We start from the raw sequence: 17,428 nt of genomic DNA, 5'->3' as shown, positions 1-17,428 counted from the left end.
TTTGAATCTTAGATTTTGAACAATAAAGAGACACTTCCAGATTGGAAACGCAAACTGCATGAGGTAATTTACGAAGCCGATACTCCGGCTGGTAAAACCTTCGATGTGGCTATTTTGCTGGTTATTCTTATTAGCGTCGCTTTAGTAATGATGGAAAGCGTCTCATGGATGCTGGCTAAATATGCAACCGAATTCTATATTGCTGAATGGGTGATCACGGTGATTTTTACTATCGAGTATGTCTTAAGAATCATTACGATCAATAAACCGAAGCGATATATTTTTAGTTTCTTCGGAATGGTGGACCTGCTTTCTACCTTACCTAGTTATATCGGGTTCCTGTTTGGAGGCGCCAACCTTTTGTTTGCCATTAGAGCATTACGGTTGCTAAGGGTTTTCAGGGTGCTAAAAATTACACGTTATGTTGGAGAGTCTCAGAAACTGATCTCTGCGCTGAAAAATTCCAAAGCTAAAATTCTCGTTTTTTTATTCGCAGTACTAATCATTTGTATCATCGCCGGAACTTTAATGCACCTTGTGGAAGGTGAGAATGGCGGATTTAATAATATCCCTCTTTCAATTTACTGGTGTATTGTAACTTTAACTACGGTTGGTTTTGGTGATATTGCTCCGGTCACGCCAGTGGGAAGATTGATCGCTTCACTGATTATGATCACGGGTTACGGAATTATCGCCGTTCCTACAGGTATCGTAAGTGCAGAATATAGCAAGGCAACTGATGCTCCAAAAAATACACAGGCTTGCCCAAATTGCAATGAAACAAAGCATCTGGACAATGCTGAATACTGCCATCGTTGTGGATACGAATTGAATGACTAAGAAACTTATCAATATCGTTGGTCCAACTGCCATAGGAAAAACTGCGCTCTCAATTCAAGTTGCGAATCTTTACAAAACTGAAATTCTATCGGCAGATTCCCGGCAATTTTATAAAGAAATGGCGATTGGAACGGCAGTTCCCGAACCGGAAGAGCTCGCGGCAGCTAATCACCATTTTATTCAGCACAAATCAATTACAGAAGATTACAATGTTGGGGATTTCGAGAAAGAAGCCCTGGCAAAACTGGATGAACTTTTCGAAGAACACGATGTCATGGTGATGGTAGGCGGCAGCGGACTCTATACCAAAGCTGTGGTGGAAGGTCTCGATCATTTTCCCGAAATAGATGGCAATATTCGTTTGGAACTGAATGAAGAACTGTCACAACACGGTTTGCAATCACTTCAGCAAAAATTACGGCAAATGGATCCGGAATATTACGCGGTAGCCGATGTTCAAAATCCACATCGCCTTATTCGTGCTTTAGAAATATGTATAGCCACCGGAAAAGCCTTTTCATCATTTCTGAAAAAGAAAAAAAATGCCAGGAATTTCGAAACAGTCTCCATAGGTCTTACTGCGGAAAGGGAAGAAATATATGACCGCATCAACCGAAGGGTAGATCTAATGATCGAAAACGGACTATTAGAAGAAGCCCGCCAATTATATTCTTTCAGGAAATACAATGCGTTGAATACGGTTGGCTACAAAGAGCTGTTTGCCTACTTTGATGAGCAATGGGATATGGAAACTGCTATTGCTGAGATCAAGAAAAATACGCGCAGGTTTGCCAAAAGACAATTAACCTGGTTTAGAAAAGATGAAATTATTCCCTGGTTTGATCGCACTACAAATTTTGAATTGATTGCCGCACACCTGCAGGAAAAGATCAATTCTTAATAATAAATCGCTTAGTTTTTTCACCCTCGTTGGTAATCATTTTGACCACGTACACCGCTTCCTGCAATGGCCCGGTACTAATTGCATACTCCAGTTCATTAGCCGGAAAATCCTTACCGGTAATAAATCTACCACGGTGATCGAAAACTTCAATTCTGGAAATAGTGACATCGGCAGGGGTTGCTACTTTAAAACTACCTTGGTTTGGATTGGGATAAATAAAGATATATTCTGAACCTTCAACAGTACCATTGCAAATTTCGCTTTCAGCAAAAACCTGTACTTCTACAGAAGTTGTAGTGGAGTTTCCGCTGGCATCGGTTGCAATCACGTTGATCTCGTTCCATCCTAGATCCTTGCAGCTAAAAGTACTTCGGCTTAGTTCATAGCTAAGGTCGTTGTCACAGTTATCACTAAAACTCACGATTACATCCTGCGAAGTAATTGTTGCATTCCCTGAAAGATCAAGATCGACTCCAATGTTCTGAACTTCAATTTCGGGGTTGATTCGGTCAACCACTTCGATACTTATCTCACAGGAACCATTTTCCACTCCTGTATAGCTTAGAGTAACCTGATTAGTTCCAAGGTCATCACAGTCGAAATTCTCCTGATCAAGGCTGAAAGTGACTTCTGAAGCGTCACCAGTGTACAATTCAGTAATCTGGAGCTGTGCTGTACCATTTTCATCCAGTTCGAGAACATAAGCCTCTACGCACTGAAATCCTCCAGTATCTACCGGCACTACACTAATGGTAACCGTCGTTTCAACTTCAGTAAAACCATCAAAAACATAGTACTTAAAAAAGTCATTGCCAATGAATCCGTCATTTGGAGTATAGACAAAAGACCCATCAGATTCGAACTCAAGAGTTCCATTGGTAACATTTTCAACAAGCGTGGCGGTTAGTTCATCACCATCTGCATCCATATCATTGGCCAGAACTCCATCTTCCACAGAAATATTCAAGGTTGTATTGACGGGTGTGGAATAGAAATCTTCATTCGCAATAGGAATATCGTTTCCTTCTGTATCGACAACTAAGGTCAGCATAAAACTACATTCTGAAGCATTGTTAGTGTTAGAGGTATCGAAGGCTATAAAACTCACCTCGGTATCTTCTGAAATTAGCGTCCCAGGTGCCGGATCCTGAATGATCTCTGCCAATCCGCAATTGTCACTTACCTCCAATTCCCCTCGAAAGTCCGGGATTTCAACACTTTCACCCTCTGCAACTACTATCATTCGATCATCAGGACAACTAAGCACGGGTGATGTATTGTCTTTTAAAACGAGTTCGAAAGTACAGGAGTCTGATTCTCCGTCAAAACTTGCGGTAATTTCAATATTAGTTGACTGTTCTATTCTCGTTCCTGCTGGTATAGATTGGGAGAAATTCGCATTAGCAGGTGAGTAAATGATAGTATTTGAAAAATCAGGTACTATATATTCACAGTTATCATCAGCTCTAAGAACACTTTCATTCTGCGGACAATTGAGCGCAAATTCTTCGGACTCTTCATCCAGGGTCAATCTGTAAGTTACCTGGCACTCTTCAGTATTTCCAGCAGAATCGGTAGCCGTGATTATCACTATATAATCCCCTGCTTCTGAATATGCAGTACCCGCCTGTGGATTCTGAACGATTTCCAGATCTTCAAAAGCGTCACAATTATCGGTAACAGTAAAGCGATCGGTTACCTGAGGTAATACGAAATCACCTCCTGCAGGTATTTCCCGTTGCTGAATATCTGCCGGACATATAATAAGTGGTGCGCCAACATCCTTGACGGTTACTTCCACAGTACAGGAATACTCCTCTCCAGTCTCTCTATCTGTAGATCGAATGGGCAGGTCAAAAGTTCCGATATCCTCGCAGGTGAACTGCTGAACATTTAGTTCAAAATCAAGATTAGAGCTATCTGAAAGAATAAATTCTGAGGTTGGTATTTCTGTGACTGAAGAATTCTGAGCATCTTCTCCAAGATTTACGGTAATTGATTCGATACATTGATAGGTCGCTGTCCGTCGGAGTAGATTAACTGAAAAGGAGCACTGGTCCACCACCGTGTTATTAACTCGTAACTCAAATCGGACTTCAGTTTCACCAAGCTCAAAAAACTCTCCAGATGAAGGACCTGCGGTTTGGAACAATTCTGCTTCTGAACAGTTATCCTCATATTGCGGTACATCAAAAAATATAATCTTACCAGATTCTGAAACACTTAATAATTCCGTCATATTTTCCGGACATGAGGAGAACTGGGGCTGCTCCGTATTTTCTACTGTGATCGTGAAGTCACAGGAGACTGGCGGATTAATTCCGTCGGAAACCTGGTAAACGACTGTGGTAGTTCCTACCGGAAATATATCGCCTGAATTTAAACCTGAATCATCTCTCCGGGTAATTGTAAGATCATCATCTTCAGGATCTGTCACAGTTGGATCAGCAAATTCTACCAGGGCGCCACAAATTCCGCTGTCATTGGGAACAGATATATCAGCAGGACATGCTATTGAAAGTGCGTAATTAGGAGGAAGAATATTGACATTTAAAGTACAGTAACCAACATTACCGTTGGAATCGGTTGCCTCAAAAACTACATCAGTAGAACCAATTGGAAAATTACTCCCAGAAACCAGATTTCCCTCGGAAACCCTGGATTGTAAAACGCCATCACAATTATCACGGGCTGTAGGAAGCGAGAAATTTATTGATCTTGAATCATTCCCAGGTGACGCCTGAGCAGTTATGTCCGGCACGCAAGTTAATATTGGAGCTTCAGTATCCTGAACTACGATATCAAAACTGCAGGTAACCGGATCGTTAGTTCCATCATCTGCCTGGAAGGTAATCGTTGTGGTTCCAACGGGGAATACACTTCCGGAAACCAAATCTGTATTTGCGTCTATTCTAGTGACTTCAAGATTTCCATTTTCATCGGAAGCTGTTGGACTAACAAATGTTACTACGGCTCCGCATTCTCCGGGATCGTTGTCTTTGATTATAGTTGTCGTCGAGCAATTTTCAAATTCTGGTGGTAATTTGGGAGCCAATACTGTAATCTGAAGTGTACAATATCCAGTATTATTTGCTTGATCGGTAGCTTCAAACACAATATTGGTAGTTCCTATTGGGAACCTGGACCCTGATGCCATACTTCCCTCAGAAATACGAGTTGGTAATATTCCATCACAACCATCGCGTGCGGGTGGTAATACAAAATTGACCACTGCTGAAGTTTCGCCTGGTTCCGCCTCCACTATTCTGGTTTCCTCACAGGTTAACACTGGAGCTTCAGTATCCTGAACAATAACTTCAAAGCTACATTGGACCGGCTCGTTTGTTTCATCATCTGCCTGAAAAGTAATCGTTGTAGTTCCAACGGGGAATAAACTTCCTGAAACCAAGTCTGTATTTTCGTCGACTCTTGTGACTTCAACATTTCCACTTTCATCACTTGCCGTTGGAAAATCAAATGTTACTAAGGCTCCACATTCCCCGGGATCGTTGTCTTTGATTATAGTTGTCGTCGAGCAATTTTCAAATTCTGGTGGCGAGTCTTCTGCTTCCTCAGTGATCGTAACTGTAAAACTACAAGTCTCAGTTTTCCCATTCGCATCTGTGATTACGAAAGTATTTGTAGTAGTCCCTATTGGAAACTTTGAACCTGAAGGAAAACCTTCAGGTTGTGTCATAGTCGTTCCGGAACAATTATCATCAAAGGTCGGATTATCGTAATTAATAACTTTTCCCGTCTCTCCAAATGGTACAGATTCATTGAAATTTGATGGACAATTTAGAAATTTAGGGTTCTCTGTATCCTGAACTATTATATCGAAGCTGCAAGTAACCGGATCGTTTGTTCCATCATCTGCCTGGAAGGTAATCGATGTGGTTCCAACAGGGAATAGATCTCCGGAATTCAATTCAGAATTATCAATCCTTTTTACAGTTAAAAATCCATTCTCATCAATCGCGGAAGGAGTAGGAAAATTAACTTTAGCCCCGCATTGATTAGTATCATTCTCGATGGTTCTGTTGGAAGGACAATCGGTAAATACAGGTGGTTCATCGGTAACGCCTTCTGTAACAACAGTTACCAGAACTATGCATGAAGATTGATTTCCTGCAGTATCTCTCACTGTCATAGTCACAGTATTTTCACCAACATCAGCAACTGTAAAACTAGTTTTGGAAAGACTGACATCTGCTATCCCACAATTATCCGTAGAACCATCATTTATATCTTCTACACTTATAGATGCTAAACCGTTTATAAGTTGTAAATCGAAATCACCTACACATTTAGCAACCGGATCTTCAGTATCGGTACTTGGTGTTTTGTTATAAATTAAAAGGTTAAAGTCTATTTGAACAGCAGGTGGAATTAATCTTAAGCGAGAAATATTTGCATTGTCTACATAGAACTTACTGGTGCATGACCCAAACGTAAAATCTACAGGAAATTTAATCTGCTTATTGGCATCATCGTAAAAGCTTGTCAAGAGTGATAAATCAGTATTAAAAATCTTTACATTAAACTCTCTATTTTCTATTCCTGATTTAATGCTGGAAGCTAAGAAATACGCCGATAATGCATCTAAGTTCTCATAATCCAAAAATTGAGAAAAATCAATCCGATCACGGTAATCACTAACATGTATTAATCCAGATGGATCAATAGAAATACTTCCTGGGGAACCAACATCTGTTAATGTCGTTTTATATGTAAGATCTTTATTGAAAACTAACACTTCTCCATTCGAATCTGCATGGCTAATAAAAATATAATCATCATTGGCAGCGACTCTATAAGGGTTAACTAGAGGATGATTTGCGGTTCCTTGAAAGCTCCGGAAAAGTCCATTTGCATAATAAATTTTTAAAAAATATCTTTCTATCACCGCATTATTATCACCTCTATAAGCATCTACTATAAATAAGTTATCTTCTTCATCGAACTCTAGACCAGTAGGTTGCCAAAATTCATCTCTACCATCTCCAGGTACACCATCTCCTATAAAACCTTGAGAATTTCCTAATACATCAAACTTCTTAATAAGCTTAGAGCCTCCATCAGCGATGTGCAAAATATCATTAGAGTCAAAGGCAAGATCTAGAGGAGATTCTAATTGATTGCTTTGAATAATTCTGTCAGGGTTGTTCCCACTCGGATCATATTTGATAACTCCATCTCCAAATGTTAATCTATAGATATTATCCAGAGAATCTGTGGCTATCGCGATAGTCAGTCCACTCGTTTCAGCGATAGATACTGTTGCTAAAAAATTTTCTTTATCAAAATCGTATTTTACCAGAGGAGTAGCAGGATCCTGTCCAAAACTATTAACACTAAAAAATAAAATTAAGAATAAGCTAATGCAGACTTTTCTAAGAAAAGAACTCCTGTAGGTAGGTATATCTGCTGCATTTATCAATCTAGGGCATTTTATGGAATGCCGTAAAGATACATATTGTAAGAAAACCGCTCTTATTTTCGTGTTAAGAATGCGGCGGTAAGTAAAATTCCGTAGTTAAAGAAACTTTTCGATAGCTCGAAAAAGCCTACAACGAGAAATGATACCGCATCATAACGAGCGTTATGATGCAGCACCTCCCGGAAACTGAATTATTTTATTATGCTTCGGTCTCTTCCTTGTTCTTGATCACAAGTCTAAAACCTTCACCGTGGATATTCAGAATTTCCACGTTCTCATCTTTCTTAAGATACTTTCTCAATTTGGCGATATACACATCCATACTTCTTGAAGTAAAGTAGTTATCGTCTCTCCATATCTTAGTTAAGGCTAACTCTCTAGGCATCAAATCATTTTCATGCAAAGCAAGTAGTCTTAATAATTCGTTTTCTTTTGGAGACAGCTTTTGTGGCTCTTCATCTCTAAAAGTCAGGAATCTAAGTTTTGAATTCAGGTGGAAACCACCAATTTCAAATTCAAATTGCTTAGAATCTGCAACACTATCTGTAGCTTTACGCTGCATGATCGCTTTGATCTTCATTAAAAGTACTTCAGAATCAAAAGGCTTATTCAGGTAATCATCTGCTCCAACCTTGTAACCTTTCAATACATCTTCTTTCATGGCTTTAGCCGTTAAGAAGATGATTGGCACTTCTTCATTTTTCTCACGAATCTCCTTAGCAAGAGTAAAACCATCTTTATAAGGCATCATCACATCCAGAATACAAAGATCGAAATCATCTTTTTTGAATTTTTCGAATCCTTCCATACCATTTTTGGCGTGAGTCACCTCGTAATCGTTCATCGCAAGGTAATCTTTAAGGACAGTTCCAAAATTTGGATCATCCTCTACTAATAGAATTTTTTTGTTTTCAGTTTCCATATTTTAAGATATTAGTGGTAATTTAATGATGAAGGTACTACCCTTCCCTTTTTCGCTGGTTACGGTGATCTGTCCATGATGGTCATCTACGATCTGTCTGGCATAAGCCAATCCAAGTCCGTGACCCTTTACATTATGAATATCCCCGGTATGTTCGCGATAAAATTTTTCAAATATTTTCTTTTGAACCAGTTTGGTCATCCCAACTCCCTGATCTCGTATTTCACAATAGATATAATTCTTAACATTCGTTGTATAAATATCGATCTTCGGCGCTTCTTCTGAATATTTGATCGCATTATCAAGAATATTCACAATAACATTCGTAAAGTGATCCTGGTTTGCAAGAACCGACGAACGTAAAGCACCAAAATGAGTCTGAACATAACCTCCACGGTCTTCTATAATCAATTCTACGTGCGTAATAGCGTCAAGAATAATATCATGCAACTGGTGTCTTTCCTTTTTAAGATCCAGCTCGTTTTTCTCCAGTTTCGAAATCCTTAGAACATTTTCAACCTGGGCGTGCATTCTCTTATTCTCATCCCTGATCATCTGCAAGTACCTATTCACCTTGGAACGATCTTCAATTACTTTAGGATTCTTTATCGCGTCAAGGGCCAGGTTTATCGTCGCAATAGGGGTCTTAAACTCATGCGTCATATTGTTGATAAAGTCCGTCTTGATCTGCGAAATCTGTCTCTGTTTGATCAACTGTGATAATGCACTTGAATAGGCGATCACAATGATCAATGTAAAAATGATAGACAAACAAGCCATTAATATAACCGAAGAAAGAACTGCTTCTTTTCTGTTCGTAAGGTTTACCAGTAACTGATAACCGCTTCTTCCTGCAGAATCAACAAAAAGTGGAACTGCATAAGTTGCCGGGTGATCCAGACTGAAATTCTCTGAATGTACCGTAGTAGCTATGGAATTATTAAAGATCCCAAATTCAAATGCGGTCTTTAAATTTCTCTCTGCAAGCTGCTCTTCCAGTAATTCCCTGATCTTGTCTTCTGAAACCCTGTTATGAATAGGAATTCTCACTACCAGTTCTGAAATTGCAGATCGAAGAATATCCTTCTCTACCTCTTCCATTCTGGAAAGCCTCTCGATATGTTCAATTCTCTGCCTTGCACTCAAATTCCCACCTTCGAGATTATTCTCCTGAACAATATCTGTCACCTTTTTATTGATCATTTTGGTAAACTTGATACTATCTTCAGCAAACTGTAAAAAACCTGAGGAAACCTTATAATCTTCTTCTAAAATGGTTTCAGAATTAAAATAAGTTTCATTCCTGTTTTCGTCTTTGTTTGTGTAGAAATATTCAGTAAGCGTACGGTCACTTAAGGTGCTATTGATACTATCTGGATTCTTGAACTGAAAGTAATAACGCTCAAATTCGGAATTCTGAATTTCTTCGGAAACCTTTATAAGTGCCTGTTTCGCGTTATAGGAGAATTGTTCTTCTCTGTCATCGATCGTACTCTTAATCCAATATCCCTGAACGAATATGATGCCTATTAAAGACAAGCTCATCAGCGCTACGAGAAGGACAAAAAGCTTCTTATTCATGCGGTCAAAAGTAATATTTTAACATTTAGAGGTTAAGCTGTTTAACCAAATGTTAACAGAACTTCCTTCAATTTTCGCGTGCTTTTAAGATTTGGATATGTATATCTCTAACCTGTAGTTTGGTTTGCTGCAAATCCTTGTTTTCAATAAGAAAATCGGCAAGTTCTGCTTTCTTTTCATCGGGCCACTGGTGACCCATTCTGGCTTCGATTTCTTCTACTGTACTATCATCTCTTTTCTGAAGTCTTCCAATTTTTAACTTATGTGGAGCTGTCACCAGAATGCTGAGATCGCATTTCTTATATCCTCCAGCTTCAAATAGAATAGCTGCTTCGTAAATGATATATTCTGAAGTTTGCTTCGAGACCCAATCCTGAAAGTCGCTAGCAACTGCTGGATGTATAATTGCGTTCAGTTTTTCAAGCTGGTCCTTATCATTAAAAACCTGATTTGCAATATACTTTCTATCGGGTACTTGTTCGTTGTATGCAGCTGCACCTAACAATTCGCTAACTTTTTCTCTGATATCTGGACTTTCTGCCAGCAATCTTTTACCTGCATCATCTGCGATATAGACCGGGATGCCCAGATCTTTAAAAAAGCCCGCCACCGTAGTTTTCCCACTTCCAATACCTCCGGTAAGTCCTACTATTTTCATCGTTTGATCACAAATTGAATTCTACGTTCATTCAACCGAATGTTGTTTACAAATTTCGGCTTGGTTTTGATCTGTGCGATCATATAATCATCACCATCCTTCACACTTTTATAATCGCAAACTACGGAAAAGTCGGAAGCTCCAACTTTTTCAAATTCTTCAAGATTTACCTGGTAATACACTACGACCGACTTCGGAAAATATGCCAGGTTGAGATTATCTGGAACATTAATGACTTCTACCGGGATTTCAGCTTTGCCCTCAGTGAATTTTTCAACTTTCTGCGTATACCGTACACTATTTTCGTAAAAACTTAATTCACCATAGCCCGTAGTGTCCAGTTTAACACTCCCGTCAAGATCTGAATTTACATTTTCCAGTTTTTTCTTTAAAGTCGGTATCGAACTCAATTTGGCGATCACTTCCTCGGGGCCACTAACTTTTACGGAATCGGGAACCAGTTGAAGGGGTTCGTCTGCCGAATAACCTACGGCATAACTCACCTCAACATTTGAGATGATCTTTAGCATTTTTTCTTTCTTAAATTGAAACGGGATCACGATCTCATCTTGGATGATCCTTGAATCTTCCAGGGTCACCTTCAGTTGTTGTTCAATCACCGTGATATGATTTGCAATAGAATAGATCAGGTTCTTATCATTTTCAGTAGCTTCGGAAAGATCTATATTAAGCTTCGGATTGAATATTTTATAGTAATAAATACTGAAGCCATTATCCTGAAGCTGAAGATCCACGTGATCCGGACGTTCTTCAGAAATACTTTTATCCAGGGGAACATTGAGATAGTTTACCGGAACTTCGATCACCTGAGTATACGTTTTGGAAAACTGTACCAGAACCCACACGATCGCAGAAAAGATCAGAAAAAAACCGAATGTCTTTATGCTTGATTTCTTGAACCTTCTTCTTCTATTCCTGGTTGCCATGCTTTTTGAAAAATAATTGTGGAAATGCCACTTCCGGTTGTTTCTTCTGAATATTTATATGATAATTGGACACTATAAAACCATAGCCATATCCTGAAAACTGGATGATCACCGCTTTTACAGCCAACAATCCAATATATAGAGTTTTATTTCGTATCGCTGCATCCACAGCAATAATTAGGAAATAAATAAGATAACAGCTTATAAAGAAACTAAAACCAGCAAATAAAAAGATGATGGAGAGTATGAGTCCGATCATGAATAATGAAGGAAACCAATAAGTGATCTTCGCAGACCCAGGATGCCATTTGTTCAAAATGGGGCGTACCATCCCGAACTTCTTAACCTGTAAAAAGAACTTTTTCCAGTCTATTCGTCGCTTATGAAAAACCCGTGCCTTGGGAATCAAACAACTTTTAATTCCTGATCTCTTTAATCTCAAACTCAAATCCGGATCTTCTCCGGGATGTATCCTTCCAAATCCGCCGCTGAGTTCAAATGCTTTTTTGCTTAAACCCATATTAAAGCTGCGTGGCTGGAATTCATCAACTGCTTTCTTACCTCCACGTATTCCACCAGTGGTAAACAAAGATGTCATACTGTAATCTATCGACTTCTGGGTGTTCGAAAAAGACTCGTGAGCAGCGTCTGGCCCTCCAAAACAATCATATAAACTACCTGATAAAAATTGATGAACCTCTTCGAGGTAATCTTCAGGCATTAAAACGTCTGAATCAAGAATCAAGAAGTAGGAAGCCAGGGCTTTTCTCATCCCGTAGTTCCTGCTATCGCCTGGGCCGGAATTTTTCTTGAAGTAATAACTAATAAATAATCGTTCCTGAAATTCAGCAACAACAGCTTCAGAAGAATTTGTAGAGCCATCCTCGACGATCACCACTTCAAATGGAACCGGCGCACGCATCTTTATCATGCTCTGCAATAACTCCCTGATCTCGTCAGGTCTGTTATAAACAGGGATCACAAATGAATATTCTGGCTGCATCTTGATTATATAAAATAGAACTGCCGGAAGCCGAACATAGTGTTCAGGTTCCGGCAGTTTATATATGTACTTTTATTATTCTGAATCTTCAACAAAATTTTCCATCACCTCCTGGCTAACTCCCGTATTCGAGAATCCACCATCGTGAAATAGATTTTGAAGAGTTACTTTTCTGGTAAGATCTGAGAATAAAGTCAGGGTGTAATCTGCACATTCTAAAGCCGTAGCATTTCCAAGCGGAGACATCTTCTCTGCAAAAGCAATAAAACCATCGAAGCCTTTAACTCCAGTTCCTGCTGTAGTTGGCGTTGGAGATTGTGAAATAGTATTCACTCTTACTTTTTTATCCTTTCCGAAGAAATAACCGAAACTACGGGCAATAGACTCCAGATATGCCTTGTTATCTGCCATATCATTATAGTCTGGGAATACACGTTGAGCCGCCATATAACTTAGCGCTACGATACTTCCCCACTCGTTCATTGCATCTTTCTTATACAATACTTGCATGGTTTTATGGAAAGAAACAGCTGAAACATCCCAACCTTTGGTCGTGAAGTCGTAGTTCATATCTGTATAATGTTTTCCTTTACGAACATTCACAGACATCCCGATAGAATGAAGAACGAAATCGATCTTCCCTCCAAGGATCTCCATAGACTTCTCTACAAGGTTTTCAAGATCTTCTACTTTGGTAGCATCTGCAGGAATGATCTCAGAACCGGTTTTTTCAGCCAGTTGTTTAATACTTCCCATTCTCATTGCGATTGGAGCATTCGTTAGCACAAAAGTTCCACCTTCTTCGTGAACTCTTTCCGCTGTTTTCCAGGCAATTGAATTTTCGTCCAATGCACCAAATATGATTCCTCTTTTACCTTTTAGCAGGTTATATGACATGTGATTTATTTTTTGTGGTTGTTAAGCCTGTAAATATAGCAAAGTTGAAATAAATCCGCCGCCTTTTGGGCTTCAGATGATAGGGTATTAATTCAACAGGGCTTTTGCATGCGCACGTGCAGAATCACTTCCGCCAGTACCTCCAAGCATCATCGCCAGTTCATCGATTCTTTGATCCTTTTCCAGCTTTATGATCTTGGTTTGAGTTGCAACCTCACTATCTTCTTTAAATATCTTAAAATGTGAACTTCCCTTTCCGGCTATTTGCGGTAAATGAGTGATCGCGATCACCTGCATGTTAGCACCCATTCTGGCAAGAATCTCACCCATTTTATGGGCGATATCTCCAGAAACACCAGTATCAATTTCATCAAATATGATCGTTGGCAGTTTACTTTGTGCTGCAAGTATACTTTTTACCGCCAGCATAATTCTGGAAAGTTCTCCACCCGATGCTGCTTTCTTGATCTCTTTAAAACTTCCACCTTTATTCGCCGCCAGGACCCATTCGAGCTTATCGCTCCCATTACTCAGGAATTCTGTGGTAGTACTAAGTTCAATATTAAGCCTCGCATTCGGCATTCCCAGGTCTTTGAGTATGATTTCCGTTTGCTCTATAAAGGCCGGGATAATTTTTAAACGATTCTTATGTAGTTTTTCTGCAGTTGCAGATATAATGCTGAATTGCTTTTTGATCGCTTTCTCCGCTTCTTCCAAGGCGGCTTCCGCATTTTCTGTGACTGAAACTTTCTCCTGAAGATCTTCCGCTATTTGCAGTAGTTCTTCTACACTTTCAGCATTATGCTTTTTTTGTAAATTATAGATCACCTGCAATTGCTGATTCACCTTTTCCAGCTCCTCAGGATTTGCTTCCACAGCTTCCAGGGCATCTGTCATTTCAGCTTCAAGGTCGTCTAGTTCTATGATCGCGCTATATAGTCTTTCATGAAAATCATCATAAATTTCGGAGAATTTGGCGATTCTGGAAATATGGGATCGAGCCGACTTCAATGTCTCCAGACTCCCTATTTCTTCTTGCTGAATTGAGCTTAAAGCAGCACTAAGATTTTCGGTAAGTTCTTCTACATTGTTTAAAGACTCATATCTTTCTTCAAGATCCTCCAGCATTCCTGATTTTAACCCTGCTTCTTGCAGTTCATTCAGAAGAAAAAGATTGTAATCGTATTCCTTTGATGCCTGCGCCTGTTCTTCTTTCAGCTCTTCAAATCTCTTCTGAAATTTACGATACTCCTTCAATTCTGCTTTATACTGAAGTATACTTGCTTCATTTTTCGCGATCGTATCAATAACATTAAATTGATAATCTGCATTTCCCAGGCTAAGAGTCTCATGCTGACTATGAATATCGATAAGGGAAGTTCCAAGCTTCTGCAAAGAAGTAATCTTTACCGGCGTATCATTGATAAAAGCACGGGATTTCCCGGAAGGTAAAATTTCACGCCGAATGATACTGGTCTGCTCATAATCCAGGTCCTCCTTTTCAAAGAATTGCTGTAACTCATAATCTTTGATACTAAAATGACCTTCGATAACGCATTTCTTCTCAGTATTTCTAATACTACTGAAGTCTGCGCGATCACCCAGCAATAACCCAAGTGCACCAAGCATGATAGATTTCCCGGCGCCGGTTTCCCCGGTAATGATCGTAAAACCAGATTGAAGATCCATAGTAATATCTTCAATAAGCGCGTAATTCTTTATGGAAAGAGATGTAAGCAATTCGGTTAAAATTTGTGCTAAATATACGAGAGAAAATACTCGTAATCAACCAAAATTCCTACTGAATATTTCGCCAGCTACGGGCATACCTGGCTGCGATATTATTCAGTGTTCGGATAAGTTCATTCTTAGCAGGATAAGCAGGCCCTCCGGTATAGACAGAAGCGATCTCATCTGCCTTGGAGTCGAAAAAAGCACGGAGCAACAGGGAGTTATTTCTACGATTGTTCATCACTTCCAGCTTATTCAAAGATTCGGCAATTGCGGTTTTCCCAGCCATTACATCAGCATGCATGACATCAAGACCTAACCTATGATAATCGTAAAGTGCTTCACGGTATTCCGCATAGGTGTTCGCCAGTAAATCTGCATTAAGCCTGAAACGCGAACGTTGACCGTCTGATCCTCTCCAACCCTGCGAGTTTCCCTGCTGGGCGGTTGTAACGATCCTGTTGGCTTCCTCGAAGAAAGCTGTTCCACCTTCCGGAGCAAAGGTATCCGCATCAAGTCCAAGAATGGTGTATACGTAAAAGGAAATAACAGATACGAGATTATTGGTGTAAGTATTCTGACTATAATTCAAAGGTTGATATTCCCGGTAACTAAAACTGAATTGTTCGTCATTAAAATTAAATACCGGAGTGATCATACTGGTTCCATAAACCGGTCTGGAAGATTGGATCTGGATAGTGCCATTAAAGCTCTCTCCTTCAAAACTATTAATCGTAATAAACATACTACAGTTAATACGTTCATGATCCTGCAAACGCCTGTCTGTCCACGTAGTCTGGTTAATAAACTCATTAAGAGATCTTTCCAGTGTCTTAAATACAGAAAGATTTGCCTGCCCTGTTTGTTCTGCGTTGACCACTACCTCGCAACTTAATTGCTGTGCAATTCCTGAATAGGAACATATAGTGAACAGTACTAGAAAGGCAATTCTACGCATGAAACATTTTGATTACTTCTGAAATGATATCCCGGGCAACTTCGGTTTTACTTTTAAGGTCAAATTCCAGTTTTCTATCTGGATAAATGATCCTGATCTTATTGGTATCTCCTTTAAAACCTGCACCAGTATCCTGAAGGGAATTTAAGACAATAAAATCTAGATTTTTCTTTTCCAGCTTTTTTCTTGCATTCTCTTCCTCATTATTGGTCTCTAAAGCGAAACCTACCAACTTCTGATCTTTCTTAATAGCTCCCAGGGAGGCAAGAATATCTTCAGTTTTGGTTAATTCCAAGTTTAATGATGGATCGTTCTTTTTGATCTTTTGATTTGCAACCGTCTTAGGTCTGTAATCGGCTACAGCTGCCGCAGCAATAAAAACATCGGTGTTTTCAAACTCCGCATGAGCAGCTTCGTACATATCCCGTGTGCTCACCACTCTTCTGAGTTCAATATTAGCATGAGAGATATCAAGATGTGTAGGACCTGCAATTAAGACAACTTCAGCGCCAGCTTCTGCCGCCTTTAAGGCAATTGCGAAGCCCATTTTACCACTGGAATGATTACCTATAAATCGTACCGGGTCTATGGCTTCATAAGTTGGTCCTGCAGTAATAACAATTTTCTTATTCCGAAGTGGAAGATCTTTAGACAGATGATCTTCAATAAAGCTAATGATCTCTTCAGGCTCTGCCATTCTTCCTTTTCCCGAAAGTCCGCTCGCTAGCTCGCCCGTTCCCGAAGGAATCATGATATTCCCATATCCCTGGAGCGTTTCGAAACTTTTGGTAGTAGATGGATGCTTATACATGTCAAGATCCATTGCCGGAGCAAAGAAAACTTCACATTTAGCTGAAAGATAAGTAGCAAGCAATATGTTATCGCTGTTCCCCGAAGCCATTTTAGAGAGAGTGCTCGCTGTGGCTGGGGCTAAAAGCATGAAATCGGCCCATAGGCCGAGTTCCACGTGATTATTCCATTGTTCATTCTCATCCTCTTCGCTCGTAAATGAAGAATAGACTTCATTCTTGGAAAGAGTTGAAAGTGTAAGCGGAGTGATAAATTCTTTTGCAGCCTGGGTCATAACAACCCTCACCTCTGCACCAGACTTCACAAATAGCCGTACCAGTGAAGCAGTTTTGTAGGCAGCAATACCTCCGGTAATGCCGAGTAAAACTTTTTTGCCTTGAAGTACAGACATATCAGTTAACCGATTCTATTCTTCGGTTTCCATAGTGTTTCTCCAGTAGATCTTGTCATCAAGCCACTCCTGGATCGCAAGTGATTGCGGTTTTGGTAGTTTTTCGTAGAATTTTGAAACCTCGATCTGCTCTTTGTTTTCAAAAATCTCGTCAAGAGAATCGTTATAAGTAGCGAACTCATCAAGCTTTTCTAAAAGCTCTTTTTTGATTTCACCATTAATCTGTCCAGCTCTTTTCGCTACGATAGATATCGCCTCGTAAATGTTTCCGGTAGGTGCATCTACTTCATTTTTGTTGATAGTAGTTGTGTTAACCGGGGCATCAATTTTTTTAAAATCCATCATT

13 protein-coding genes are annotated in these 17,428 nt (G+C 39.6%); 2 read left to right on the top strand and 11 right to left on the bottom strand.

The annotated features are described in order from the left end of the window. Positions 1-15 precede the first annotated feature (15 nt). Both ACSHZO_RS13600 and miaA read left to right on the top strand, forming a co-directional pair. Positions 16-840, top strand: a complete 825-nt coding sequence (locus ACSHZO_RS13600; protein ID WP_298247877.1) for an ion transporter — start codon at positions 16-18, stop codon at positions 838-840. Further along, positions 833-1,741: a tRNA (adenosine(37)-N6)-dimethylallyltransferase MiaA gene (gene miaA, locus ACSHZO_RS13595; protein ID WP_298247876.1), complete on the top strand. Its 909-nt coding sequence runs from the start codon at positions 833-835 to the stop codon at positions 1,739-1,741. The genes ACSHZO_RS13600 and miaA overlap by 8 nt, the downstream gene beginning before the upstream one ends. Here miaA and ACSHZO_RS13590 read toward each other — a convergent pair. The 11 genes from ACSHZO_RS13590 to ACSHZO_RS13540 all read right to left on the bottom strand — a co-directional run bounded on the left by ACSHZO_RS13590 (position 1,731) and on the right by ACSHZO_RS13540 (position 17,424). Then, positions 1,731-7,184, bottom strand: a complete 5,454-nt coding sequence (locus tag ACSHZO_RS13590; RefSeq protein ID WP_298247875.1) for an HYR domain-containing protein — start codon at positions 7,182-7,184, stop codon at positions 1,731-1,733. The genes miaA and ACSHZO_RS13590 overlap by 11 nt on opposite strands. Positions 7,185-7,383: 199 nt before the next feature. Beyond that, the gene (locus ACSHZO_RS13585) at positions 7,384-8,106 is read right to left on the bottom strand and encodes a response regulator transcription factor (RefSeq protein ID WP_026914972.1); all 723 of its coding nucleotides are present in this window, start codon (positions 8,104-8,106) and stop codon (positions 7,384-7,386) included. Between the two features lie 3 nt (positions 8,107-8,109). Continuing rightward, positions 8,110-9,687 (bottom strand): sensor histidine kinase, encoded by a 1,578-nt coding sequence (locus ACSHZO_RS13580; protein ID WP_298247874.1) that lies wholly within the window; start codon positions 9,685-9,687, stop codon positions 8,110-8,112. A 67-nt stretch (positions 9,688-9,754) separates the two neighbouring features. Continuing rightward, the gene (coaE, locus tag ACSHZO_RS13575; RefSeq protein ID WP_298247873.1) at positions 9,755-10,345 is read right to left on the bottom strand and encodes a dephospho-CoA kinase; all 591 of its coding nucleotides are present in this window, start codon (positions 10,343-10,345) and stop codon (positions 9,755-9,757) included. Continuing rightward, entirely contained in the window at positions 10,342-11,292 is a 951-nt protein-coding gene (locus ACSHZO_RS13570; protein ID WP_298247872.1) for a YbbR-like domain-containing protein, read from the bottom strand. Before ACSHZO_RS13570 ends, coaE begins: the two co-directional genes overlap by 4 nt. Next, complete coding sequence (locus ACSHZO_RS13565) at positions 11,276-12,295, bottom strand: glycosyltransferase (protein ID WP_298247871.1); 1,020 nt, start codon at positions 12,293-12,295, stop codon at positions 11,276-11,278. Before ACSHZO_RS13565 ends, ACSHZO_RS13570 begins: the two co-directional genes overlap by 17 nt. Before the next feature lie 75 nt (positions 12,296-12,370). Further along, positions 12,371-13,192, bottom strand: a complete 822-nt coding sequence (locus ACSHZO_RS13560) for an enoyl-ACP reductase FabI (protein WP_298247870.1) — start codon at positions 13,190-13,192, stop codon at positions 12,371-12,373. 87 nt (positions 13,193-13,279) lie between these two features. Next, entirely contained in the window at positions 13,280-14,932 is a 1,653-nt protein-coding gene (recN, locus tag ACSHZO_RS13555; protein WP_298247869.1) for a DNA repair protein RecN, read from the bottom strand. A gap of 58 nt (positions 14,933-14,990) precedes the next feature. Next, entirely contained in the window at positions 14,991-15,881 is an 891-nt protein-coding gene (locus tag ACSHZO_RS13550) for a DUF4835 family protein (RefSeq protein ID WP_298247868.1), read from the bottom strand. Further along, on the bottom strand, positions 15,874-17,082 hold the full coding sequence (coaBC, locus tag ACSHZO_RS13545; protein ID WP_298247867.1) for a bifunctional phosphopantothenoylcysteine decarboxylase/phosphopantothenate--cysteine ligase CoaBC: 1,209 nt from the start codon (positions 17,080-17,082) through the stop codon (positions 15,874-15,876). Before coaBC ends, ACSHZO_RS13550 begins: the two co-directional genes overlap by 8 nt. Positions 17,083-17,097: 15 nt before the next feature. Next, complete coding sequence (locus tag ACSHZO_RS13540; protein WP_141879238.1) at positions 17,098-17,424, bottom strand: DNA-directed RNA polymerase subunit omega; 327 nt, start codon at positions 17,422-17,424, stop codon at positions 17,098-17,100. Positions 17,425-17,428 lie beyond the last annotated feature (4 nt).

This window comes from Christiangramia sp. 3-2217-3z (genome assembly GCF_051195275.1).
GTDB classification, from domain to species: Bacteria; Bacteroidota; Bacteroidia; order Flavobacteriales; family Flavobacteriaceae; genus Christiangramia; species Christiangramia marina.
This window is presented reverse-complemented; position numbering and strand designations above follow the sequence as displayed.